Genomic DNA, 25,311 nt, shown 5'->3' on the forward strand with positions numbered 1-25,311 from the left:
CGCCGGCAAATAAATCGCGCCCCGAGGCTCTGCTCTGCGGGGCGCGTTGGCGTCGCTGGCGCTCAGCCCTGCTGACGGCGGCGGCGCGCGATAGCGCCCAGCAGCGCCAGGCCGGCGCCCAGCATCAGCCAGCCCTGCGGCTCCGGCACGGCGCTCACGGCATTGACCGTGGTGCCGATCTGGTTTGCCAGCGGGACGGAAGTTGCGCTGCCGAGCGAGGTCCAGGTCAGCAGCACCAGCGCGTCGCTGGCGGCGCCGGCGCCGAGCGCGACGGTGCCGCTGCGGTCGAACAGCGACACGCCGAAGGTGGAACCGAACGCCGACAGCGACGGATCGAGCTCGCCGCTGAAGGTGACCGTGAAACCGACCTTGCTGCCGAAATTGACGGCATGGAACAGGTCGTTGTAGCCGCCGGCGTCGTTATTGCCGATCACGTAAGCGCCGGCCAGCGAACCGCTGACATTGCCGGCGGTGACGGCGGTCGATGGATCGCCGAACCCGGAAAAATGGCTCAGCTGCGCCTGGGCATACGGCGTGCCGCTGTTGCCGGGGTTGAACTGCAGGTCGATCCAGCCGCTGTTGCCGTGGGTAGCCGCCAGCGCAGCGGTGTCGAGTTCGATATGGAAAGCCGAGGCGGCCGAAGCCAGGCCGGCGCAGGCGCTCAGCGCCAGCACCAGGGCCGCACGGCGCAGCGAAGTAAGCGTAGGGTTGAACATGCTGATTCCTTAGAAAGTACCGCTGTAGACGGTGGTGGTGTAGGTAATGGCGGCGCTGCCGGTACGGGTGAAGCTGACCGGGACGGTCACCGTGGCGCCCGGGGCCAGCGTGTCCACCGGGGCCGTGATGTACGGCGTGCTGCCGGCGGCGCCCGCTTGTGTGCCGCTGGCGTTGGACAGCGTTACCCCGGCCGGCAAGCCTTTCAGGGCGATCTGCAGCGGTCCGGTCAGCGCGGTGGCGGCCGTGTTGGTGATGCTCACCGTGCCGCTCCATTTGTTGCTGGCGCGGGAAAATACCAGGCCGGAGTTGGCCGTGCGCACGCTGGCCGAGATATCGGCCGGCGGGCCCGCCAGATTCAGGCGCAGCAGCACCGGATCGTGGTCCGAGGCGCGGTACGGTGCGCTGGTGTACTTGTCCTGCGGCTTGCCGTCGAGGTTGTAATCGACCGCGACCGGCTCGTCCGCGTTGTTGTGCCATTCGGCAGCGTCGGCCACCTGCGCGCTGAGGGCGGCGCTGGCCAGTGCGTGGTCGAGATAGCCCGCCTCGCCGTTGAACACGAACGAATACGGCATGACACCGGCGCCGCGCACGAAGCGCTCGAGCTGGTTCACGAAGCCCTGGCTGGTAATCGCCTGGATCGGATCTTCATGGCCATAGGCATTGAAGTCGCCGATCAGCAGCACCTTGGGATCGCCGGCGGCCGCGACCACCTGCGGCACGAACGTGCCGACCAGGCGCTGTGCCTGCTTGACGCGGGTGGCGGTCCAGCAGCTCTGGCCGTCGCCCTTGTCGCCGTCGGCGCTCGACGCGGACGGGCAGCTACCCTTGGACTTCAGGTGATTGACCACGACCGTGAACCTGGCGCCGTTGGGCGCAACAAAGGTTTGCGCCATCGGCGGACGGTTGTTGATGGCATCGCTGTCGGTCAGGGCCTGGCCTTGCAGCGTCAGCGCAGCGGGCTTGTAGATCATCGCTACACGGATGGCGTCGGTGCCGGTGGTCACCGGCTTGGGCACGACCGCATAGGTCCTGGTGCCCGGCGCGATGGCCGCGTTGAGCGCCTCGACCAGTTGCGACACCGTGTAGTCGCCGTCGTTCTGGATTTCCATCAGCCCCACCACGTCGGCATCGAGCGCCTTCAGTTCGCCGACGATCTTGGCGGTCTGGCGCTGGAATTCGAGCAGGTTGTCGGCGCCGCGGCAGTTCGACCGCGATGGCGCACCGCCGCCGATGCTGCAACCCTGCCCGGTCTGTCCGAGGGCGTTGCCACCGTTGGTGAAGGTGGTGAAGTAATTGAGCACGTTGGCGCTGGCGACCTTGACGTTGCCGCTGGCAAGCGCCGGCGGCGCCGTGCGCGGATTATCCTGCGAGAACACGGGGGCGACCGTGGGCTGCAGCTTGAAGCCCGCACCGCCACCACCCTTGGCGCCGAAGTCCACCACGCCGGTCAGGCCGGACACGGTGTCGCCGGCGCGCAGCGAACCGTCGGCGCCGAGGTACGGGATCACGGTCGGCGTGGTGAAGATGCCGTCATCGAGAATGATCTGGTTGCGCGCGTTGGCCGCTGCCAGCGCCACCGCTTCCGGCGTGCCGGGACGATAGCGGTTGGTGGGCGCTTCCAGCCGTCCGCTCGAGAGCGTCACTTCGCCGCGGTCGGCCAGGTATTGCAGCTGCGACACCGTCAGCGCATTGTTGAAGCGCACCAGCATGCCTTCGACCTGCGTCAGGTCGGCGTACGGCAGCTCGATATTGGTCGGCGCGATGACGATATTCTTGGCCAGGCCGACGATCGCGGTGACGTTGGTCAGCTCGGTGTAGGGTTGGCCGCCCGCTGCCGGCGCGTAGTCGGTGACGGTGCCGGTGATGCGGATGCGGTCGCCGACCTGCACGGTGCCGGTGTTGGCGGCCGTGGTGTAGACGAACAGGCCGTCCGAGGTTTGCGGATCGCCGTCGCCGACCTCGTCCTGGATGAAGAAGCCCGATCCGACCTTGGCCGTGACCACGCCTTCGGTGGTCTGGACTGTGCCGGCCACCGGGCTGGCCGCGCCGCTGCCCTGGATTTGCGGAATGGTGCGCGTGACCCCGGCCGCCGCTGCAATCTGCACATTGACCGTGCAGACCGCCTGCTGTGACTGGTCGTTATCGAAGCGGATGGTGACCGGGTAATTGCCGGCCGCCAGGCTGGCCGCCACGGTCAGATTGACGGTTGCCGTGCCGCCCGTAGCAGGGGCCGCCTGGAAGTCGGTCAGCGCGATGCCGCCGGCCGCGCCGGCGGTAATGGTGGCTGCATTGACGACGCCGTCGGCATCGCTGGCCGACAGGCCGGCGGTCCCGCCCAGGCCCACGGCCAGCGCCAAGTTGGCCGGGCAGGCTGGCACGATCGGTGGCTGCGCGGGCACGCCGCACTGCTGGCGGGGGCTGGCGGTCGTGCGCGGGTTCGGCGCGCCGGTGGTGAAATCGCTGGCATTGTTGTCGGTGTCGGTGCAGCCGCCGTTGGCGCGCAGCGCAGCGGTGGTATTGGACAGGCCGGGACCGGCGGCGCCTTCGAAACCGCTGGCGTTATAGCCGAACAGGTCCACCAGCGCCCCACTGCTCGGGCTGGCGCCGGAGAGCGCGGTGCCGTTCGACACCAGCGCCACCTTGCCGGCGCTGCCGCTCATGGCCAGCGTACCGCTGACGTACGGCGTCGGCAGCTCGGTCGAGCCGCCGCTGCCGGCAGCCTGCTGGAACAGGAAATACTGGCCCGGCTCCAGCACGGCCGTGTTGGCGGGCACCCGCGTCACGCTCCAGCTGCTGCCGGCGGCGCTGGCATACTGCACGCTCCAGCCGCTGATATCGACCGCAGCACTGCTGCGGTTGAAAATTTCGATGAAATCGTTTTTATACGTGGCGCCGCTGTTGCCACCGCCGCCGTACACCTGGCTGATGACGACGGGCGCATCGGCCCGCGCCTGGGCGGACAAGGCCGCCAGCAGGGCGGCGGCAATCAGGGTGCGGGAGCCCGGCTGGGCTGGGGCGGTGCTGAAAGGGTTCATATGCGATCCGGTTAACAAAATGTTTTGAATATTGCATTTTGTATATTATTGGATCTGCATGACGACATCATGACAAGCGCTTGGTCCGAATGGATCAATCGCCTGCAGCGCCAGCCGACTTCAGCGCGCGTACGGCGCGGCCAGCGGATCGCCGATGAACAGGCCCTGCGCCGGCCACGCCACGCTGTGCCAGTAGGCCTCGATCGCGCTGTCGCCGCTCAGGTAGCGCTTGAGCAATACTGCTGGTTGCGGAAATTTCTGCCAGTAGTTGCACGGCTCGGACACGGTGCCGTAACTGGCGGTGGCGCCCGCCTCCAGCCAGCGCAGGCTGCTCATCTGGTTAGTCCCCAGCAGGTCGCCGCCGGTCGAGGTCAGGTGGTCGGCCAGCGCGCCGGGCAGGAATTTCAGCGTCTCGAGCTTGTCCACCCGCACCATGCCGGTCTGGTACACCATGATGTCGCTGGCGCCTTCGAGCACGTCGGCATGCATGTTCCGGATGGTCAGCTCGTGCGACTTGATCCTGCCGGACGGCGGAAACAGCCGCGCACGCGCGCTGCGCGCAGTGTCGGACGTGGTCAGATAATAGGCGCTGGCCTGCGGCAGACGGAAGTTGCGCGCAGTGCCGCGCGCGATCAGGTCCTTGCCGAGGTCGAGCGAGGTGGTGGGCAGCAGCATGCTGATGCGCATGGCCGCTGCGGCGGGCAGCGCCGCGCCGGTGTCGCCATAATAGGCGCTGGCCTTGCCGGGGCCGCAGGGCGCGCTGCACTGGTCGGCGTCGTAGCCGAGCGTGAGCGCCGCAGTGATGGCGTTGCAGCCGACCGCGTAGGGGACGGTCCACACCATCAGCACAGCACGGATACCGGGCGCCAGCTGGCCCAGGATCTGCTCGCGGACCGGGGCGAATTCTTCCGGGCTGAGCTTGCGCGCGCGCGGGTCGAGCCGCACGTGGATCAGGTTTTTTTCCGGCACCTGGTGCGCCTCGCGGTACAGCGCAGCCAGGGCGACACTGTTCGGTTCGTTGTCGTTGACGACCAGCGCCAGCTGGGACGGTCCCAGCGCGGCCTGGGCGCCGGCCGCCATCATGCTGCCCAACCATCCCAGCGCTAACCACTTTGCACCACGCATCGCCCTGCCCTCATGCTCCCCGGTCGGCACGACCGGGCTGACGTCATTATAGAGGGTGGACCGGCGCGCCATAAAAAAATCCCCCGGGCTTGCGCGCGGGGGATCGTGGTCGGCAGGCGGCGTTGCCGCCCTGCCCGCTTGCCTGACAGATCAGGCAGCGTTCTTGGCTTTGCGACGACGGGCCATGAAGCCCAGCAGCGCCAGGCCGCCAACCATCATGCCATAGGTTTCTGGTTCCGGTACGGCGGTCACGGTGATGTCGGCGCTGTAGGTGGCGCCGGCTTTCGCGGTGCCGAACAGGTTCAGCACGAATGGGGTCTTGTCGGTCGAAGCCAGGAAGCCGAATTGACCCTTGCCCAGCGGACCGAAGGTACCCAGCGAACCGTTCAGGTTGGACTTGGTGGCGTCGAAGTTGATGTTCTGGCTGCTGATGCTGACGGCAACGTTGTACACGCCTGGGGCCAGACCGTACATCGTGATCACATCGAGACCGCCGGACAGCAGGCCGTCGTTACCGATTTTCAGGCCGTTGAAGTGGTTGTCGTTCGAGGTCGGTGGCGTGACGTAAATCTGAACGCGCTGGTCCGCAGCAGCAGCACTGAACGAGGCAACGGCCAGCAGACTGGCGACGAGCATTTTGAATTTCATTTGGAAATATCCTTGAGGTTAATCGGCAGCCCTCGGCGCCAGATGTATTTTGACTACAGTGTTTTTACTGCAACTGCATTCATCATAACACAGCACTTCAGTTTTCCTGTTGTAATTTACTTACCTTAAATAATTTTATTGAAAGAATTTTACATTGCGGGATAAATATTTCCGCGAGGAATAGACGCGTTTCACAGTATGAAAATACCATTATGAAAGCCACATGACATTGCTTCTGCAGCAAAAGATTTCCTAGAAAAATCAAAGGCTTGCGTCAGGTGATGCAAAAAAGCCGCACTTTTGAAAAAGAAGTGATTAATCAGTGAAAAAAAGCTGGGGCGGGCGCCCTGAGAAGGGCCAGGCAAGCATGCCTGGCCGGAATCACAGACAATCAGGCGCGCTGGTACACGTCTTCGAAACGGACGATGTCGTCTTCGCCGAGATAGCTGCCCGACTGCACCTCGATCAGGTGCAGCGGCAATTTGCCGGGGTTTTCCAGGCGGTGATTCATTCCGATCGGAATGTAGGTCGATTGATTTTCGGACAACAAGGTCACCGTATCGCCGCAGGTGACGCGCGCCGTGCCGCTGACCACGATCCAGTGTTCGGCCCTGTGATGGTGCATTTGCAGCGACAGTTTGCCGCCGGGGTTGACGACAATGCGTTTGACCTGAAAACGGTCGCCAACGTCGATGCCCTCGTAAGACCCCCACGGCCGGTACACGCGGCGATGATGCAGATGCTCAGTGCGGTGATCGGCGTGGAGCCGCTCGACCACTTTCTTGACGCGCTGTACGCGATCGCGGTGGGTGACCAGCACGGCATCGGCAGTCTCCACGACAACCAGGTCGCGGACACCGATCACGGCCACGATACGGCTTTCCGCCCGCACCAGGCTGTTCGTTACGCCATCGAGATAGACATCGCCGCGCGTGGTGTTGCCTTCGACATCGCGCTGCTGCACTTCCCACAACGCCGACCAGGAACCGACATCGTTCCAGCCGATGTCGGCAGCCACCACCACTGCGCGCCGGGTATGCTCCATGACCGCGTAATCGATCGACTCCGACGGCGAGGCAGCAAAAGCGGCTTCGTCGAGGCGGCAGAAGTCGAGGTCGCGGTATGCGAGGCGGACGGCCTCGGCGGCAGACGCCTCCATGGCCGGCTGCAAGGCGCGCAATTCGTCGACATAGGTCCGGGCCTGGAACACGAACATGCCGCTGTTCCAGTAATAGCCGCCGTCGGCAAGAAAACCCTGCGCGGTGGCCAGGTCCGGCTTTTCCACAAAACGCTCGACACGGTAACTGCCCGATTCGGCGGCGACAGGCGTGCCACGTCGGATGTAGCCATAGCCGGTTTCAGGCGAAGTCGGCAGGATGCCGAACGTCGCCAGCGCACCGTTCTCGGCCAGCTCTGCCGCGCGGGCTATCGCACCATGGAAGCCGGCGCGGTCTTCGATGACATGGTCAGCCGGCAGCACCAGCATGACGGCGTCGGGATCCTGCGCCAGCAGGAAATGGGCGGCAGCGGCCACAGCGGGGGCCGTGTTACGCCCTGTACTTTCAAGCAAAATGCCGAGCGAAGCGATACCGATCTCTCGCATCTGCTCGGCCACCATGAAGCGGTGGTCGCTGCCACACACGATGAGGGGCGCCGCCATCGTCTCCCCTTCTGGCAGGCGCATCACCGTCTCCTGCAACATCGAGCGCTGCGATACCAGCGGCAGCAGCTGCTTGGGCATCATTGCGCGCGACAGCGGCCACAGGCGGGTGCCCGCACCGCCGGACAGGATGACGGGATAAATTTTCAAGCGATTTTCTCTTTCTCCGCTACGTCTTCCACCTCGTCACGCGGCTTGGCGCGACGGTCGCGGGCGTTGGTCCACTCGCTGGCGGTGTACTCGGACACGTGCTTCATTTCGCCAGCGCGGTTGACGCTGTATTCTTTGAAGACGATCATTTCTTCCAGGCTCACATCCTGGAACACGCGCGTGTATTCGAACAGCACGCTGCGCACAATCTTTGCGCCAGCGCAAATGTGGCTACCATGGCCGATCCAGGTTGGGCCAATAATAGTACTGCCAGCCTCGATCTTGCAACCTGAGCCAATGTAGACCGGGCCTTCGATGGTCGTGCCTTCCCAGTTGATGCTGGTGTTCAGGCCGACCCAGATGCCGTCCGAGAGCTGGATGCCCGGCACGTCCATGTGCGCGACCTCGCCCATCATGACGCTCTGCGACACTTCCCAGTAATCCTTGACGCTGCCGATGTCGATCCAGTTGAAGGTGCGGTTCTGGGCAAAGAACGGGATATTTTTCTCGACCAGCAGCGGGAACAGCTCGGAACCGATGTCGAACACGGTGTCGGCCGGAATCAGGTCGAGGATTTCAGGTTCGAAGATATAAATGCCGGTGCTGACGAAGTTCGACAGCGCTTCTTCCTGACTGGGCTTTTCCTGAAACTGCTGGATACGGCCGTCCTTGTCGCTGACCACCACGCCGTAGCTGGAAACCTTGTCGTAAGGCACTTCTCGGCAGATCACGGACGCCTTGGCGCCCTTGCGGCGGTGTTCAAACAGAGCCGATTTCAGGTCGAGGTTGATCACGGCATCGCCGCACAACACGATCGTGGTGTCGTCGAAGAAACCGCCGAACTGCTGGATCTTTTTCATGCCGCCGGCCGAACCGAGCGCTTCGGCGATCACTTCGCCTTCGTTATTGGTGTAGCCCTCGAACGAGTAGCCAATCTGGACGCCATACTGGTGGCCCTCGCCGAAGTAATCCTCGATCTTCTCGTGCAGGTAGCTGACATTGACCATGATCTCGTTCACGCCGTACTTGGCCAGGTGTTCGATCAGGTACGCCATCACCGGCTTGCCCAGCACAGGTATCATCGGCTTGGGCAAATCGAACGTCAGCGGGCGCACCCGGGTACCTTTGCCTGCAGCTAAGATCATAGCTTTCATCGTGAAATCCTCTATATAGTTAAAAATGTGTAGAACAGGCGAGCGGCGCGCGTACGTCGTGGCGCACCGGCGGCCGCTGCAAACCGTGTTGTCTGTCCTGTCGCACCGGATCATGACATACCGTCAACTTCTTGACCAGTGCAAAATGCTGCATGTGCACATGAGGTTGAAAGGGCGCGAAGCATGCGCTGGTGTCCCGCAGCGCAATATAGCAGAGCCGGTCGTCCACGCTCATTCCCTCAAAGCAACAGTGTGCGCCCTCTGGCAGCAGCGAAAAAGTAAGTAGCATTTGAATATCGGTGATGGCAATAATCTATATTCAGAAAGTTATTTCTATAAAACAATTAAATCTTATAATTGGAGGACATTCAAAGATAATAGTAATTGGCTTTATTAACTTGCATGAATTAATTATCTGGCATGTGCTTTGCTTTTTGGTTAAACCCAAGCGTGCCGATCGGTCGCAAAGCCTGCAACCGCGCGGCAATCGCCCTTTTCCTGTGGTCTATCAAGACACGCTGAAAACTGTTGCACGAGGGCCGCACGATTAAACAAAAAAATTCCACACGGCAAGGGTTTGTGTATAATAAATTTCAGATTGCGTTACCGCACAATCATTTGAAATCAAATTCCAGGAGTTACACATGTTTCTCGATAAACCGTTGTCCGAGTCCGCACGCCAGTTCACCAAAGTGATCGGCTGGTCGGTGTTGAGCGCGTGCGCCCTGAGCTTGAATGTGCAGGCGCAGACCACCGGCACCACCCCCGCCCCCAGCATGAGTGTCGCGCCGACGTTCTCGACTTATGTTGCACCGTTCACTGCGCAATCGCTGTGGAATGTGCGCCCGGTAAACCCGGTGCTTGACACCTCGTACACGATTCCCACGTCCAGTTACTACCCCGATATCACGGCAGGCGCCTACTCGACCGGCCTGTTCCTGGCAAAGGACACCGACCAGCCGATGAAAATTTACGGCACTAACGGTGTCAACCTGGTCAACAACCCCGATGCGGGCGCGTCCACCGAGGTGACCCTGCCGCGCTGGCCTGCCAACACCATGCCTGCCACCGGCAGCGACGGCCACGCCGACATCTATGATCCGGTGACCAACATCATCCACTCGTTCTGGAAGCTGAAAAACGTCAACGGCAAATGGCAAGCCGGTTTGTACGCCTGGTCGCCAGCCAGCGGCACCGGCTGGGGCGACCCGGCCCACTTCTACCTGGGCGCCCGCGCCACCGGCGTGCCTGCTTCGGCCGGTCTGATCCGCGCGCATGAAATCAACGATGGCTTGCCCGTGTATCGCCACGCCCTGGCCATGTCGCTGACCTACAATGCGCTGTCGGCCACCGAGCCTTATGTCTACCCTGCCACCTCGTCCGACAGCGATGCGGCCAAGACCAACACCGGCAAGATTCCGCAAGGTTCGCTGATGATGCTGCCTGCCGATTACGACACGTCGAAGATCGCCAATGCCGCACTGCGCAAGGTCGCCGAGACGCTCAAGACCTACGGCGCCTACGTGGTGGACCGCAACGTCGGCACGCCGTTCGTGATTTACGTGGAAACCGGCAGCTCGCTCGGCCTGCACGCCAATGGCTGGAACAACGCCGTTGCCGCCGAACTGGACCGCATGCGCCAGAACCTGCGCCGCGTGGTCGGCGCGCAAAGCTGGCAGGACGGCACCGGCAAGGCCTTCGATGCCACCACCCCGAACATGAATGCGCTGTCGATGCGTGGTCCATGGACCAAGAACTCGGGCACCGTGGCCGGCACGTACGACACCTGGTCGCAATCGATCGTGTTCCCTGCTTCGTCGGTCAAGACCGTCATGCAAAACGGTAATTCGACCGGCCTAAGCAAGATCAAATGGGGCGCGCCGGTCGTCGGCAGCACCCAGCAGTTCAAGGTCATCAGTACCGGCGGCGCCACCCTGCGCATGATGTTGTACTCGGGCGGCACGGTAGTGTTCGACACCGGCACCCAGACCAATGGCTACACCAAGCGTTTCGTCTGGCCAACCGGCGCCTGGTTCGTGCTCTACGCGTCGAACGGCCTGAACCAGGCATCGAGCGTCCGCGGCGAGCTGGTGACCGTGGAACTGGCGCCCTCGACGGTGGCAGCCAACGCCGCCAAGGCTGCCAACCTCAAGACCCTGCTGCAGTCGTCGCCGACCTACACCGGTTCGCGTACCGGCGTGAAGTAAAAGCAAGTCTTGCGGGGCGGCAGCAGTCGCCTCCGCGCCAGAACCGAGTCAGTGGCCGACCTTGTGTCGGCCACTGCCATTTTGCAGTGCATCAAAAAAGCCAACTGTGCGCCAAGCAAGTGAATTAAAATACATCGCTTGATGATCAGATAGCATGCGCCGCTGCGGCGCTGCCGCGCTCCATGACCCGTTCCATGCTCAGTTCGCTGGCCCTGCTCTGCCTGGCCGGCACCTCACTGGCAGCCCCGCCGGCCGCCACCCCGGCCAGGCCGCCGGCATTCGGCACCGCAGAACACCCGTTCGCTGCCGATTCCCCCTGGAATGCACGCCCCGTCTCGCCCGTATTCGGCACCGCGGAGATTCCCACGTCCAGCTATTTCCCCGCCATCGGCGGCGGCGCCTTCTCGACCATCAGCTTCCTGGGCGGCAAGGAGTCGCCTTCGCAGCAGGTGGTGGGCGCCAAGGGCAAGCCCGACGTCTGGGATTACAACCAGGGCGTGCAGCGCGCCATCACCATCACCCACTGGCCGGCCGGCCTGACGCCGGCCAGCGGCAGCGACGGCCACGCCGACATCGCCGAGCCGGAAACGGGCATGCTGCACTCGTTCTGGCAACTGCGCCAGCGCGGCGACCACTGGTCGGCGGTCGGCTATGCCTGGAGCCGCCTCAAGGGCCGCGGCTGGGGCGATCCAGCCGACTTTTACCAGGGCACGCGCGCGGTCGGCATTCCGTCCACGGCCGGCCTCATACGCCGGCACGAAATCGATGATGGCCTGCCCGTCTACCGCCACGCGCTGGCCATGTCGCTCACGTTCAACGGCTTGTCGAAGTCGCCCGCGTACATCTTCCCCGCCACTGCCGCCGATATCGACGCCTCGCGCAATACCGGCAATATTCCGGAAGGCGCGCTGATGATGCTGCCGCCGGACTACGACACCGGCAAGATCGCCAACGCGCGCCTGCGCAAGGTGGCCGAGACGCTGAAAACCTACGGCGCTTACGTGGTCGACCGCAACGAGGGCACGCCGTTCTACATCTACGTGGAAAACGGCAGCGACTTCAGCCTGCATGGCAAGGGCTGGAACCAGGACGTGGCGCGCGAACTGCAGCGCATCCGCGCCGGGCTGCGCCAGGTGGTGTCGGCCGGCGGCTGGCTCGATGGCAACGGCAAACCGATGAAGATGGAAAAGCCGACCAACCTGCTGTCGCTGCGCGGCCCGTGGCGCGGCAACGGCGGCGACTACGACGCCATCGACGACCGCCTCAAGCTGGAGGCAGGCGGCAAGGCGCGCAGCTCGGTGCTGCGCGACATCGGCCGTGTCAGCTGGGCCGCGCCGCGCGACGGCGCGCAATGCCGCTTCAGCGTGCAGGCCACCGGGGGCGCCACGCTGGCGCTGCAGGTACGCAGCGCCGACATGACGCAGCAGCTGTTCGACAGCGGTCCGCTGGCCGATGGCGCCAGCGCCACCCTGCCCTGCCCGTCGGGCAAGGCGCGTTACGACCTGATCGCTGCCGGCGGCAAGACCGACGCCACCGTGCGCGCCACGCTGGCCGTGCAAGATTAATCCTTACAATAAGAAAGACCTGACACCATGGCTGAAGATGCAGACTGGGCGGCCGACCTGGACCGTTATGGCATGCGCCGCCCCTTCCTCAAGGAACAATCGATCTGGGCCGTGTGGCTCTACCGCCGTGGCCGCCGGCTCGACCGCCGCGCGCCCGGGCTCGGACGCAAGCTGGGCCTGGCGATCTACTGGGGCCTGTTCCGCGTGATCGAAACCGTGACCGGCGTCAGCCTGCCCAAGAGCGCGACCATCGGCCCCGGCCTGCGCGTCTGGCACTTCGGTAATATCTTCGTCCACCCGGACACCGTAATCGGCGCGCGCTGCACCTTGCGCCAGGGCGTGACCATCGGCAACCGCCATGCCGGCGGTCCGACACCGGTGATCGGCGACGATGTCGAATTCGGCGCCTATGCGCAGGTGATCGGCGGCGTGAGGATCGGTAACAACGCCCGCATCGGCGCCATGTCGGTGGTGCTGTGTGACGTACCGGACGGCGCCACCGCCGTCGGCGCCCCGGCCCGCATCATTGCCGCACGGGAGGCAGCATGATCACCACGCTGAGCATCATTCTATGCGTCGTGCTGGCGCTGCTGGCCATTCCCGTGCTGGTGCTGCTGGTGCAGTCGCTGCTGGCGGTCAAACCGGCCGGCGCCGGCCCGGCCATGACCGGCCGCCGCCCGCGGGTGGCGGTACTGGTGCCGGCGCATAATGAACAGGACGGCATCGGCGCCACGCTGGCCACGCTGCTGCCGCAGATGCTGGACGGCGACCGCGTGCTGGTGGTGGCCGACAACTGCTCGGACAACACCGCTGGCGCGGCCCGCGCGGCCGGCGCCGACGTGCGCGAACGCCAGCACGCGGAACAGCGCGGCAAGGGCTATGCGCTCGACTTCGGCGTGCGCTGCCTGGCCGAAGACCCGCCCGAGGTGATGCTGATCGTCGATGCCGACTGCCTGGTCGAGCCGGGCGCCATCGACCGCCTGGCGCGCACCGCGCTGGCCAGCGGCCGTCCGGTACAGGCGCTGTACCTGATGCGCTCGCCGGCCGGCAGCGGCCCGATGAAGAAGATCGCCGAATTCGCCTGGACCGTAAAAAACCTGGTGCGCCCGCTCGGCTTCCTGCGCCTGGGCATTCCCTGCCCGCTGATGGGCAGCGGCATGGCCTTCCCGTGGTCGGTCATCAGTACCGCGTCGCTGGCCAATGGCCATATCGTCGAAGACATGAAGCTGGGCATGGACCTGACCCGCGCCGGCACGCCGCCGCTGTTCTGCCCCTACGTGCTGGTATCGAGCACCTTCCCCAGCAGCGACGCCGGCACCCAGAGCCAGCGCCGCCGCTGGGAACACGGCCACCTGAGCATGATCGTCTCGGCAGCGCCGCGCTTCCTGCTCGAAGGCCTGGCACGCGGGCGCTTGGCCATGGTCGGCATGGCGCTCGACCTGATCGTGCCGCCGCTGGCGCTGCTGTCGCTGGCCGTGATCGCCGCGTTCGGCGCCAGCGCCGTATTCGCACTCGTCACGGGCACCACGGCGCCGCTGCTACTGGCGCTGGCGATCGCGGTGGCGATGGGCGTGGCGGTGCTGCTGGCCTGGTGGCGCTACGGCCGCCAGACCCTGAGCGCGGCCAACCTGGCCATGGCCGTGCTGTATATTTTCTGGAAGGTACCCGTGTATATCGGCTTCCTGGTCAACCGCCAGGTCGAATGGGTGCGCTCAAAGCGCGATAGCGAATAAATTTTTTTTACTGAGGAATTCTTATGAAGGTTCTGATTACCGGCGGCGCCGGCTACATCGGCTCCCACACCTGCGTCGAACTGCTGCAGGCCGGTCACGACATCGTGATCGTCGACGATCTCTCCAACAGCTCGGCCGATGTGGTCGAGCGCGTGGCCACGCTGGCTGGGCGGGCGCCGGTCTTCGTCGAGGCCGACATCCGCGACCGCGCGGCCATGGAACAGGTGTTCGCTGCCAACAACATCGATGCGGTGATCCACTTCGCCGGCCTGAAGGCGGTCGGCGAATCGGTGGCGCAGCCACTGCGCTACTACGACGTCAATGTCTACGGCAGCATCGTGCTGCTCGAAACCATGGCCCGCCACGGCGTCAAGAAAATCATCTTCAGTTCGTCGGCCACCGTCTACGGCGACCCGGACACGGTGCCGATCCGCGAAGACTTCCCGCTGCGCACCACCAACCCCTACGGCGGCTCCAAGCTGATGGTGGAAAACATCCTGCGCGACCACGCCAGGGCGGCGCCCGACTGGGGCATCACGCTGCTGCGCTACTTCAACCCGGTGGGCGCCCACGAAAGCGGTTTGATCGGCGAAGATCCGCGCGGCATCCCGAACAACCTGATGCCGTTCATCGCCCAGGTCGCCGAGGGCCGGCGCGAGCGCCTGTCCGTGTTCGGCAACGACTACCCCACCACCGACGGCACCGGCATGCGCGACTACATCCACGTGGTGGACCTGGCCATCGGCCACGTCAAGGCGCTGAACAAGCTCGCGGAGGCGCAAGGCGTGCTGACCTACAACCTCGGCACCGGCGCCGCCAGCAGCGTATTCGACATGCTGCGCGCATTCGAGCGCGCCTGCGGCAAGACCATCCCGTACAAGATCGAACCGCGCCGCGCCGGCGACATCGCGGTCTGCTACGCCGCCACCGATCTGGCCGAACGCGAACTGGGCTGGAAGGCGCAGCGCAATATCGAGCAGATGTGCGCCGACACCTGGCGCTACCAGAGCCGCCTGGTCCGCTGACCGGCGCACGGCATAAAAAAAGCCGCTCGACAGCTCGAGCGGCTTTTTTTACGGCGGTACCTGCCGTCAGGCCGCAGCCTGACCCTGGCCGCGCCTGATCAACCCGGCCAGCTTGGCCGCCTCGGTATCGATCGAATGGCGTTCGACCGCGCGCAGGTGGGCGCGCTCGCCCATCTCGGCAATCTGCGCCAGCGGCGTGGCCAGCACGCGCTCGAAACCGGCCGCGATGGCGTCGACATCGCCGGCCGGGATCAGCCAGCCATTCTCGCCGTCATGCACGAGCTCCGGGATGCCGGCCACGTAGGTGGTCAGCACCGGGCGGCGCAGCGCCATCGATTCCATCACCACCACCGGCAAACCTTCGGCAAAGCTGGGCAAGGCCAGCGCGCGCGCGGCCAGGATTTCCTCGCGCACCTGGTCGCTGCTGATCCATCCCGTGATGCGCACCACGTTTTGCAGCTGGTGGCGCGCGATCAGGGTTTCGATCTCGCCGCGCATCTCGCCGTCGCCGGCCAGCACCAGTTCGACCGGCACGCCGCGCGCGACCAGCTGCGCCACGGCGCGCACCAGCAGCAGCTGGCCCTTCTGTTCGCACAGACGACCGACGCACACCAGGCGCGGCGCGGCCGGCGGCGGCACGGCCGCACCGGCATGAAACGCCGGCTCCAGGCCGCAATGGACGATTTCCACTTTCGGCCAGTCGGTGTACGGAATCCAGCGGAACAGCTGGCTGCGGCCAAAGCTGCTGATCGCCACCACGAAGGCCGACCGGGCGATCTTTTCCTTGATGTGCAAGAACTCGGGCTTGTCGAATTCCTCGGGTCCGTGCACCGTGAAACTGTAGGCCGGGCCGCCCAGTTCGCGCGCCAGCATGGCCACTTCGGCCGGGTTGGTGCCGAAATGCGCATGCAGGTGACGCACGCCCGATGCGCGCATCCAGCCCACCATGCGGCAGGCTTCGGCCAGGTAGATCAGGTGCAGCGGCAGCGGCCGGTCGGCGCGGCGCGCCATGCGCACGGCCAGGCGGGCGGCGCTGAAAAAATGGCCCGGTGCGCGCACCAGCTCACCGAGCAGGGACTTGGCCAGGGCCGGCGCGCCATCGCGCAGCAGGTAGCGGGTTTTTTCGCGCTCGCGCAAGTCTTCGGCATCGACCAGCTGGTCGGCCCAGCCGCGCAGCGCAAAGCGCTGGACATCGAAACCCTGGCGTTCGAGCGCCAGGATTTCACGGCGGATGAAACTATGGCTGACTTTGGGGTACTGATTGACGAGGTAAGCTATTTTCATTAAGTGTTCAGTTCGACTTTAGGGGACAGCAAGATGCTTGTTGGTTCGCGCTGGCCGATGTAGGCGGCGCCGGCGCCGGGTTCCTTTTCGGCGCTGGCGTCCGCCTCGAGTTCGGCTTCGACATCGACACTGACCGGCTCGAGCTGCACCTCATCCGGTGCGGCCTCGGCCACCACGTCGGCGGTGATGGCAACACTCAGCACGGGCGCGGGGCGCGGCGTGAACCAGCCATTGACGGTGTCGGCCCAGCGCTTGCCGCGCTTCATGAACCAGCTCTCGTAATAGCGGGTCGAGCCGTAGGCGAGCACGAACAGCACGGCAAAGAACAGCGGCCGCTTCAGGTACTTGACGATCACGTCGCCACTGCCCAGCCAGGTAAAGGTGAGCATCGGATGGATCACGTAGAGCGCGTACGAAATGCCGGCCACAAACACCAGGGCCCGGTTGTGCAGGCCCAGCACCATGGTCGCCGTGGGCTGCATCAGCGTGCCGCCCACCAGCAGCAAGGCCAGGTAGGGCCGCAGATAATTGAGCCATTCGCCCTGCGGCATGCAGGAAAACACCAGCAGCAGGGCAATCGGCCACAGCGGAATCAGGCGCAGGCACTCGCGCGCCCGTTCGCCGAACTTGCCGTGGAAAATCAGGGCCAGCGTACAACCGGCCAGGATTTCATCGATGCGGTAGTAGCTGACGCTGGACGCGATCACGCTGTCGTGCCAGCGCAAGGCGGTAAACGCCAGGCCGAGGAACGGCAGCAGCAGCAAGCCGCGCCCGCGCAGCACCGCCACCAGCAGCGCCACACCGACGTAGAACTGCAGTTCCATGCACAAGCTCCACAGGTGCTCGGTCATCGGCACCAGGTCGTTCGGCATGGCATTTTCGAGCGGCAGGTTGGCGTAGAACAGCAGGTGGCTGGCCCAGCGCGACAGCGGCGCCAGCGACAGCAGCAGCGCGATCACCATGTACAGCCAAGCCAGCGGCAGCACGCGACAGAAGCGCTTGACCAGGAAACCGCCGATGCGCTGGTCGCGCACCAGGAAGGACGTGATCAGGAAACCGGACAGGATGAAGAAGATCACCATGCCGAACACGCCGGCGCTGTGATTGAACAGGAAATGATGCGGCCCCAGCGGCAGCAGGTGCGCCGCCAGCACCATCAGAATGCTGAGCCCGCGCCAGCCATCGAGCACGGACAGGTGAGCGCCGTGACCGGCGGCAACGGGATGCTCGGACGACGATGGGGATGCAGTGTGCATGGCAGGCTCGGGTCTCAGGGTCAATGTTCAGTACCGGGGGGCACGGCTGCCTTTTTCGGCTGCGCCAGCACGACGCTGCGCCCCAGTGCGCAACCGGCGCCGATCACGAACCACAGATACCAGTTGTAGGACAGATAATAAAACATATTGTCACTGACTGAACAGATGAGGAAGTTGGCAATGATGACAATCAGCGAAAAAGCCGCCAGCTTGTCGATCCTGACCAACGCCCACAACTGCTTCACCAGGCTCAACGACTGCCACAGGAAGGCCAGCAGGCCGATGGCGCCCAGCTCGAACAGCAGCTGCACGTACACGCTGTGCGCGCCCCACTTGATGTTGCCGGCCAGCGGGAAGAAGTTGATCGAATTTTCGTAGAAGGTCTGCAGGCCCTGGCCCCACAGGTAATTCATCGGCGACATCCAGGACAGGCCGGACTCCCACAGGTACACGCGCCAGGCAAAGGAATTGAGGGTGGCGTAGGTGGCCACCTCGTTGCCCTGCCCCAGGTCCAGGATGCGGTCGCCGACGCCCGGGATGAACAGCGCGATCACGCCCATCACCAGCATATAGGCCAGGAAGCGGCGGTCGAACAGCAGCGCGTACACGGCAAAGCCGGTCGCGGTCGCGCCCCAGGCGCTGCGGGTCTTGGTCAGCAACAGCATCAGCAGCATCAGCAGCAGGTAGCCGACCAGCACGGTACGGGTGCCGAGCGTGTTCTTGGTCGGCATGGTCTTGAGCAGGTAGAACGCCACCGTGATGATCACGGTGAGGTAAAACGCCATGATGTTCGGGTGGGCAAAGGTACTGCGCAGGCGGAACTCGCCGTTGAAATGCAGGGCGATGTCGACAAACGCGTACAGCACCGGAATCAGCGACGACCACACCATCAGCTTCAGGCAGAAGCGGAAATCGACCTGGTCGCGCACGCAGTAATAGCCGCCGATGAACAGGGAAAAATACGACAGCTGCTGCAGGAACAGCCGCACCGATTCGCCGACGAACGGCGAATGCACGACGCCGACGGCCGTGATCAGCAGGAACGGCACCCAGGCCATGTAGGCCGGACGCGGCATCACCTTCGGACGTTCGAAGATCAGCAGAATGGCCAGCAGGATCACGATGGCGTTGATCACGCCGCCGATCCCGACCATGTAGCCGCCCAGCGAAAAGCGCGTGAGTTCGAGCACATTGTCGGCGCCGGCGCGCAGCGCCACGATCAGGAGCAGGGTCAGCTTGCGGTCATAGATCAGCAACAGCCCGAACAGCATGGCGGCCGGCAGCGCCATCACCTTGGCGATGCTGCCGTTCATCAGGTCGACCAGCACGGGCGTGGCGGCGCCCAGCACCAGGGCCACGCACAAGGCCAGCGCCACCATGACATAGGCCAGGCGGAACGGGTGCCGGACCACGTCCGGCATTTTCAAGGACTGCAACGCGGGCTTTTTCAGCAACGCAACCATATGACACCTATATCCAGTTATTCGTGAACGCGTCTGCTGACCGCGAGATTCAAACAAAAAGCCATCACTTTACGCCGGCTGGGCCGCGACCCGCATGCGGCGCTTGCCCGGCAGCGCCCGCACCAGCCACGACCGCACGGCATTCCACTCCCCCGTTTCGGCGGCGTGGACACGGCTGAAACGGTAGTAGCGCCACACCAGGGCCAGCGGATTACGGCTGGCCAGTACACGCCGGTAATCGAGCTCGCGCACGAGCCCCGGCGAGCCCCCCATGCCGCGCTGCAGCACGGCCGCCATCCGGTCAAAAGCGGCGTCCAGATTGCCCTGTCCCTCGACCTCGAGCAGCAGGCCGCCGTGGTTGACGAAGGGCGCAGGATCGAACGCCGGCAGCTGGTGGCGGGCACAGAACGAGCGCGCCAGGAAGCGCGAAATGGCCAGCGACAACGCGGTCTGATCCATGAATTTGACGGCGCTGACGTTGTTGCCGTGCCAGCGATAGCGCAGCAGCTGCTGCGGCACATTGTTGCATTTGCCCAGAACGGCCAGCTGGCCAAACAGGAAATAATCTTCCGCCAGGTGGCTCACTTCCATGCTCTGCGCCTGCGGCAGGGCTTGCAGGAAATCGTTGCCGTAGCGGGCCCCGAGCGCACGCAGCGCGCCCAGGCGCAGCATGGCGGTCGGATGGGCTACCGGGTTGCGGAACAGGCTGGCAGCGGTGACGCGGGCGCGCCCCACGGGCACCGACATCACGCCGATCTTGTTGCCGGCGCCGTCCATCACTTCGGCCTGGCCGCCGATCGCCACGCAGTCAGGATCGGCTTCGAAGGCCGCCAGCGTAACGGCCATGCGGTCCGGCAGGCAGATGTCATCGGCGTCGTGGCGCATGACGAACTCGGCATTGGCTGCATCGAGGCCGCAATTGAGCAGCCCGGACAGCCCTTTCGCCTCGGGGAACGGATGGACTTCGATACGCGGGTCGCGCGCCGCATACGCGGCAGCCATCTCCAGGCTGCCATCGGTGGAACCGTGATCGAGCACGAGCAAGCGCCAATCCCGGAAGGTCTGCGCCTGCACGCTGTCGAGGGATTCCGCGAGGAATTCCACGCCATTTTTCACAGGCAACAAGACATCGATCTTTGCCAACTTAACACTCCTGCACACACGTTAATAGATACTACTAAACACTACTTTACAGCAACATGCAGATAACCCGAGCACGGCTGACCGCCCGGCATTCTAGCATGCAATAATGGCAAGGAGCTGTAACGGAACGGCAAGATTGGCAGCCATCGCGCACCGGTCGCACGCTACGATTCAAAATAAACCGATACAAACGACGATAGCGTGTAAAATTCCCAACAAATGCTGCAGCGTAGCATAGCATGAGATGGCATCAGACGATAACGAAACGATATTGCGCCGTGCACTTTCCGGCGGCGCGCAAACAGTAAAAACAACAAGGAACGCGAATGAAAATTACGGTGATTGGTTCGGGCTATGTGGGCCTGGTAACGGGCGCCTGCCTGGCTGAATTGGGTAACTCGGTGTTTTGCCTGGACGTCGATCCACGCAAGATCGACATCCTCAACAACGGCGGTGTGCCGATCTACGAACCGGGCCTGAAAGAAATCATCGAGCGCAACCGCGCTGCCGGTCGCCTGACCTTCTCCACCGACGTGGCCGCCAGCGTGGCGCACGGCGACATCCAGTTCATCGCGGTCGGCACTCCGCCCGACGAAGACGGCTCGGCCGACCTGCAGTACGTGGTCGCTGCCGCCCGCAACATCGGCCGCCACATGACCGACTTCAAGGTCGTGGTCGACAAGTCGACGGTGCCGGTCGGCACCGGCGAAAAAGTACGGGCCGCCATCGCCGAAGAACTCGCTGCGCGCGGCGTCGACGTCGGCGTCACCGTGGTCTCGAACCCCGAGTTCCTCAAGGAAGGCGCGGCAGTCGACGATTTCATGCGTCCGGACCGCATCGTGATCGGCGCCGACGCCGACGCTGCCGGCCAGCAGGCGCGCGACAAGATGCGCGAACTGTATGCCCCGCTGAACCGCAACCACGAACGGATCCTGTACATGGACGTGCGCTCGGCCGAGTTCACCAAGTACGCCGCCAACGCCATGCTGGCCACCCGTATCTCGTTCATGAACGAACTGGCCAACCTGGCCGACAAGCTCGGCGTCGATATCGAACACGTCCGCAAAGGCATCGGTTCCGACCCGCGCATCGGCTTCTCCTTCCTGTACGCCGGCACCGGCTACGGCGGTTCGTGCTTCCCGAAAGACGTGCAGGCGCTGGTGCGCAGCGCCGGCGAGTTCGGCCAGCACCTGGAAATCCTGCACGCGGTCGAGTCGGTCAACGACAAGCAGAAGCAGGTTCTGCTGAGCAAAATCACCGGCCGCCTGGGCGAAGACCTGAGCGGCAAGACCTTTGCCATGTGGGGCCTGGCCTTCAAGCCGAACACCGACGACATGCGCGCAGCCCCGAGCCGCGTGATGGTCAAGGAACTGCTCAAGCGCGGCGCCAAGGTTGTCGCCTTCGATCCGGTCTCGATGGACGAGGCGCGCCACGCCTTCGAACTCGACCTGGCCGACCTGCCGGCCGAGCAGCGCGGCCTGTCGTATAGCGACGCGCCGATGAACGCCGTCACCGGCGCCGATGCGCTGATCATCATGACCGAGTGGAAAGCCTTCAAGAGCCCGGACTTCGGCGCCCTGAAAGCCGCGCTGTCGGAACCGCTGATCTTCGACGGCCGCAACCTGTTCGAGCCTGCCACGATGCGCAAGGAAGGCGTCGAATACCACGCAATCGGACGCGCCGGCAAGCAAGTCGCCTGAGGACCGGCATCGATGACTAGCTGGTTGAAGCACAAGACGCGGCGCCTGCGCGAGCGCGCCGCGAACCTGCGCCGCTTCGTCGTGCTCGAGCGCGACTGGCTGGCGTACGGGCGCCATTACGGCGCCCGCCGCCAGGCCGGCGGCAGCGCTGGCGCCGTTGCCGACGCCGGCATCGTGGTATCGCTGACCTCGTATCCACCGCGCTTTGCCACCCTGCACCTGACGCTCAAGTCGCTGCTGTCGCAGTCGCTGGCGCCGGCGCGGGTGGTGCTGTGGATTGCCCGCGCCGACATGGACAAGCTGCCGCCCGCCGTCACCGCGCTGCGCGCAGCAGGCCTCGAAATCGAAGCGTGCGACGATACGCGCTCCTACAAGAAAATGATCCCGCTGCTGCAGCAGGGTGAGCGGCGCGCCATCGTCACGGCCGACGACGACGTGTATTACTGGCGCGACTGGCTGCAACAGCTGGCCGACGCCCGCACGCCGGGCCGGCTGGAAGTGGTATGCCACCGCATGCACCGCATCCGGCTCGACGCTGCCGGCCTGCCGCTGCCCTACTCCGACTGGGAACACGACGTCCACGATACGCGCGCCGACGTGACGCACTTCCCCACCGGCATTGGCGGCGTGCTGTATCCGCCCGGCGTGTTCGGTCCCGAGGTGCTCGATGTGGCGGCGTTTAGCCGGCTGTGCCCGAACGGCGACGACATCTGGTTCTACTGGATGGCGCGCAGCAACGGCGCGCGTTCGAAGCGCGTGCCCGACGTCAACCAGCTGTATTGCTGGGAAGGCTCGCAGGAAGCCGCCCTGTGGCAGAACAACCTGGTTGGCAAGGCCAACGACACGCAGATCGGCGCCATGATCGGCGCCTACGGTTTCTTCGGCGTACCGGCAAGCGCCGCCGGCAAAGCCACTGCCCTCTAATTCAATTACCTCTTTCGGCGATACAGTGGAATTAAAAAACAAGACGATGCAGGCGGTGAAGTGGAACTTCCTCGCTACTGCCCTCGGCACCGTGGTTGGCATCGTCCAGCTGTGGGCCCTGTCGCACATCCTCGCGCCTCAACAGTACGGCATCATCAGCGTCGCGCTGATGGTGGTGACCTTCTTTAACATCTTCATCGATTTCGGCATCTCCAACGCCATCATCCGGCGCCAGGAAATCACCGAGATCGAGCTGTCGTCGCTGTACGCGATCAACGTGGGCCTCGGCGTGACGACGTTCCTGATCGTGTTTTTCAGCAGCCCGCTGATCGCCACGTTCTTCAAGTCGTCGGAACTGGAATTCCAGATCCGCATCATGTCGTTTCTGTTCCTGCTGGCGCCGTTCGGCCAGCAACAGCGCGCCATCATGGCGCGCGACATGCGCTTCAATTTCATCGCCATCGTCACCATCATCACGCTGCTGACCAACTTCGTGGTGGTGGTCGGCCTGGCGCTGCTGTACAAGAAGGCATGGGCCGCATCGGTCGCCTTCTTCGTCAGCGGCGCCGTCAACGCTGCCATCTTCTTCATCTACAGCCTGCGTGAGCGCAAGTTCTCGCTGCAGTTCAGCTGGCCGGCAGCCAAGCCGCATATCCGCTACTCGCTGCAGCTGGTCAGCGATTCGATGATCAACGTGGTCAGCATCAACACCTATCCGGCGCTGATGGCGCGCCTGGTCAGCCTGTCCGCTATCGGCGGTTACAACATCGCCAACAGCATCAGCATCATGCTGATCGAGCGCCTGAAACCGGTGCTGACGCAGGCGCTGTTCCCCGCGTTCGCCAAGATCCAGAACGACGACAGCCGCCTGGCCACCAACTTCCTGCTGGTGACCACCTACGGCTCGCTGGTCAACTTCCCGCTGCTGGTCGGCATGTTCGTGGCCAGTTCCTCGATCGTGGCCACCTTCTTCAACGCCGAATGGCAGTTCATCGACAACCTGGTCAAGATCCTGTGCCTGGTGGGCATGTTCCGCAGCCTCGACGTGCCGGTGATCTCGCTGCTGCTGGTCAAAGCCAAGATGTATCTGAACGTGCGCATGGGCATCGTCAAGCTGGTCACCGGCGTGGTGCTGGCCTATGTGCTGGGCACCAGGTATGGCATTACCGGCATCGTCTGCAGCTTCCTGATCATCCAGATCGGCAATACCGTGCTCGGTTATTTCGTGCTGGTGCGCGCCTGCCTGCAGGGACTGGGCACGGCGTACATCAAGGCCGTGCTGATCCCGCTGGCGCAGGCGCTGCCGATCCTCGTGGTGTCCGGCCTGATCACGCTCTACCCGCCGAGCACCCACCCGAGCGTCAACCTGGCGCTGGTGGTCGGCGCCGGCGTGGTGGCCTACATGCTGGGGCTGGTGTTCTCACCGTTTGCCGTGGTGCGCGACTTCGTCGCCCTGGCCAGCCGCAACGTCAGCCCCAAGCTGGAAACCCTGTTGATGCGGCGGGCAAAATGAGCGAGCTGACTCCTCAGACCAGCGACACTGCCCCGCTGCTGTCGATCGTCGTCCCCTGCTACAACGTCGGCGCGGCCATGTTGCCGCTGCTGCAGCGCGTCACCGCGCAAATGGCCGACGACTGCGAACTGGTGCTGATCGACGATGGCTCGCGCGACGGCACCGCCGACACCGTGCGCGCCTTCCAGGTCGGCTATACCGGACCCGGCCAGATCGCCCTCACCGTCACCCCCAATGCCGGCGCCGCCAAGGCGCGCGAGCTGGGCCTGTCGCTGGCGCGCGGGCGCTTCGTGTATTTCTGCGACAGCGACGACATCATGCAGCCGACCTTCGTGCAGGTCTTCCGCCGCACGCTGGCACAGTACCCGGCGCTCGATTTGCTGTTCTTCTCGTCCGAGATCTCGGTGGTCGAACCGGGCGGCATGCGCCGCCTCGGCCGCAAGCTCGAGTACGATCGCGTGCAGGTGTTCGACCATGGCGCCGACCTGCTCGAATACAATCTGCGCCAGCACATGCACACGGCAGCGGTATGGACCTTCGTTGCGCGGCGTGACCTGCTGCAGGCGGCCGGCGCCAGTTTCACGCGCCGCGGCGCCCACGAAGACCATCTGTTTACGCTCAGCACCATGCTGCACGCACGCTGCGTGGTGGCGTTGCCGGAGCTGCTGTACACGCAGACCCTGCGCGCCGGCTCGCTGACCAATTCGGCCAAGGACGCCCGCTACATCAACGAACGCATCAGCGCCTTCAACGAAGCCGACGCGCTGCTGCGCACGTCGGCGCCCCGGCTGCGCGCGCTCTACGATGCCGAGTCGTTCGACGCCATTGCCGGCATGGTGGCCGACAACCGCCACCTGTTACCGGCCGTGGTGGCCGGGCCTGTCGGTCTTGGCTACTTCGCTGCCCGCGCTCCGCGCGTGGCTGCACGCCTGGGCCGGCGGGTGCTGGGCGCCGTGCGCCGTCGCCTGGCGCCCGGTGCGTCCCCTTCCAAATCCTGAAACGGCTTTCC

General features: G+C 64.3%; 19 protein-coding genes. 9 read left to right on the forward strand and 10 right to left on the reverse strand.

Features of this window, described 5'->3' with window-relative positions; all coding sequences use genetic code 11:
• Positions 1–62: 62 nt before the first annotated feature.
• From ASF61_RS03770 to ASF61_RS03795, 6 genes are all read right to left on the reverse strand, one after another.
• Positions 63–716 (reverse strand): NF038129 family PEP-CTERM protein, encoded by a 654-nt coding sequence (locus tag ASF61_RS03770; protein ID WP_056151321.1) that lies wholly within the window; start codon positions 714–716, stop codon positions 63–65.
• A 9-nt stretch (positions 717–725) separates the two neighbouring features.
• Positions 726–3,752, reverse strand: coding sequence for an ExeM/NucH family extracellular endonuclease (locus ASF61_RS03775; protein ID WP_056151323.1), 3,027 nt, complete (start codon positions 3,750–3,752; stop codon positions 726–728).
• A 120-nt stretch (positions 3,753–3,872) separates the two neighbouring features.
• Complete coding sequence (locus tag ASF61_RS03780) at positions 3,873–4,835, reverse strand: TIGR03790 family protein (RefSeq protein WP_200919795.1); 963 nt, start codon at positions 4,833–4,835, stop codon at positions 3,873–3,875.
• A gap of 192 nt (positions 4,836–5,027) precedes the next feature.
• Positions 5,028–5,525, reverse strand: coding sequence for an FxDxF family PEP-CTERM protein (locus tag ASF61_RS03785; protein ID WP_056151327.1), 498 nt, complete (start codon positions 5,523–5,525; stop codon positions 5,028–5,030).
• A gap of 391 nt (positions 5,526–5,916) precedes the next feature.
• A complete protein-coding gene (locus ASF61_RS03790) occupies positions 5,917–7,335 on the reverse strand; it encodes a mannose-1-phosphate guanylyltransferase/mannose-6-phosphate isomerase (protein WP_056151329.1) in 1,419 nt (472 codons plus the stop codon).
• Positions 7,332–8,489 (reverse strand): sugar phosphate nucleotidyltransferase, encoded by a 1,158-nt coding sequence (locus ASF61_RS03795; RefSeq protein WP_056151331.1) that lies wholly within the window; start codon positions 8,487–8,489, stop codon positions 7,332–7,334. The genes ASF61_RS03790 and ASF61_RS03795 overlap by 4 nt, the downstream gene beginning before the upstream one ends.
• Before the next feature lie 644 nt (positions 8,490–9,133).
• On the opposite strand from ASF61_RS03795, the gene ASF61_RS03800 reads away from it, so the two are divergent.
• The 5 genes from ASF61_RS03800 to galE all read left to right on the forward strand — a co-directional run bounded on the left by ASF61_RS03800 (position 9,134) and on the right by galE (position 15,019).
• A complete protein-coding gene (locus ASF61_RS03800) occupies positions 9,134–10,696 on the forward strand; it encodes a hypothetical protein (protein WP_056151333.1) in 1,563 nt (520 codons plus the stop codon).
• Between the two features lie 182 nt (positions 10,697–10,878).
• Positions 10,879–12,261: an Atrophin-1 multi-domain protein gene (locus tag ASF61_RS03805; RefSeq protein WP_156369443.1), complete on the forward strand. Its 1,383-nt coding sequence runs from the start codon at positions 10,879–10,881 to the stop codon at positions 12,259–12,261.
• A 27-nt stretch (positions 12,262–12,288) separates the two neighbouring features.
• Positions 12,289–12,810 (forward strand): serine acetyltransferase, encoded by a 522-nt coding sequence (locus ASF61_RS03810; RefSeq protein WP_056151337.1) that lies wholly within the window; start codon positions 12,289–12,291, stop codon positions 12,808–12,810.
• Positions 12,807–13,994, forward strand: coding sequence for a glycosyltransferase family 2 protein (locus tag ASF61_RS03815; protein ID WP_056151340.1), 1,188 nt, complete (start codon positions 12,807–12,809; stop codon positions 13,992–13,994). The genes ASF61_RS03810 and ASF61_RS03815 overlap by 4 nt, the downstream gene beginning before the upstream one ends.
• A gap of 23 nt (positions 13,995–14,017) precedes the next feature.
• Positions 14,018–15,019: a UDP-glucose 4-epimerase GalE gene (galE, locus tag ASF61_RS03820; protein ID WP_056151342.1), complete on the forward strand. Its 1,002-nt coding sequence runs from the start codon at positions 14,018–14,020 to the stop codon at positions 15,017–15,019.
• Between the two features lie 66 nt (positions 15,020–15,085).
• On the opposite strand, the gene ASF61_RS03825 is transcribed toward galE, so the two are convergent.
• The 4 genes from ASF61_RS03825 to ASF61_RS03840 all read right to left on the reverse strand — a co-directional run bounded on the left by ASF61_RS03825 (position 15,086) and on the right by ASF61_RS03840 (position 20,165).
• Entirely contained in the window at positions 15,086–16,303 is a 1,218-nt protein-coding gene (locus tag ASF61_RS03825) for a glycosyltransferase family 4 protein (RefSeq protein WP_056151344.1), read from the reverse strand.
• The gene (locus tag ASF61_RS03830; protein ID WP_082491188.1) at positions 16,303–17,559 is read right to left on the reverse strand and encodes an acyltransferase; all 1,257 of its coding nucleotides are present in this window, start codon (positions 17,557–17,559) and stop codon (positions 16,303–16,305) included. Before ASF61_RS03830 ends, ASF61_RS03825 begins: the two co-directional genes overlap by 1 nt.
• A gap of 20 nt (positions 17,560–17,579) precedes the next feature.
• Positions 17,580–18,995, reverse strand: a complete 1,416-nt coding sequence (locus ASF61_RS03835) for an O-antigen ligase (RefSeq protein WP_229205701.1) — start codon at positions 18,993–18,995, stop codon at positions 17,580–17,582.
• A gap of 96 nt (positions 18,996–19,091) precedes the next feature.
• Complete coding sequence (locus ASF61_RS03840; RefSeq protein ID WP_056151348.1) at positions 19,092–20,165, reverse strand: glycosyltransferase; 1,074 nt, start codon at positions 20,163–20,165, stop codon at positions 19,092–19,094.
• Between the two features lie 326 nt (positions 20,166–20,491).
• Here ASF61_RS03840 and ASF61_RS03845 point away from each other — a divergent pair, with 326 nt between their 5' ends.
• Genes ASF61_RS03845 through ASF61_RS03860 form a run of 4 tightly spaced genes read left to right on the forward strand, consistent with a single transcriptional unit; the run spans position 20,492 to position 25,300 of the window.
• Positions 20,492–21,865 carry a UDP-glucose/GDP-mannose dehydrogenase family protein gene (locus ASF61_RS03845; protein ID WP_056151350.1) on the forward strand — a complete coding sequence of 458 codons (1,374 nt, stop codon included), beginning with the start codon at positions 20,492–20,494 and terminating at the stop codon, positions 21,863–21,865.
• Positions 21,866–21,877: 12 nt separating this feature from the next.
• The gene (locus ASF61_RS03850) at positions 21,878–22,789 is read left to right on the forward strand and encodes a glycosyltransferase family 2 protein (protein ID WP_156369444.1); all 912 of its coding nucleotides are present in this window, start codon (positions 21,878–21,880) and stop codon (positions 22,787–22,789) included.
• Between the two features lie 25 nt (positions 22,790–22,814).
• Positions 22,815–24,302 (forward strand): MOP flippase family protein, encoded by a 1,488-nt coding sequence (locus tag ASF61_RS03855; protein WP_156369445.1) that lies wholly within the window; start codon positions 22,815–22,817, stop codon positions 24,300–24,302.
• Positions 24,299–25,300: a glycosyltransferase gene (locus ASF61_RS03860; protein ID WP_056151355.1), complete on the forward strand. Its 1,002-nt coding sequence runs from the start codon at positions 24,299–24,301 to the stop codon at positions 25,298–25,300. The genes ASF61_RS03855 and ASF61_RS03860 overlap by 4 nt, the downstream gene beginning before the upstream one ends.
• Positions 25,301–25,311: the final 11 nt, after the last annotated feature.

It is taken from the genome of Duganella sp. Leaf126, assembly GCF_001423125.1.
Classification (GTDB): Bacteria; Pseudomonadota; Gammaproteobacteria; order Burkholderiales; family Burkholderiaceae_D; genus Rugamonas.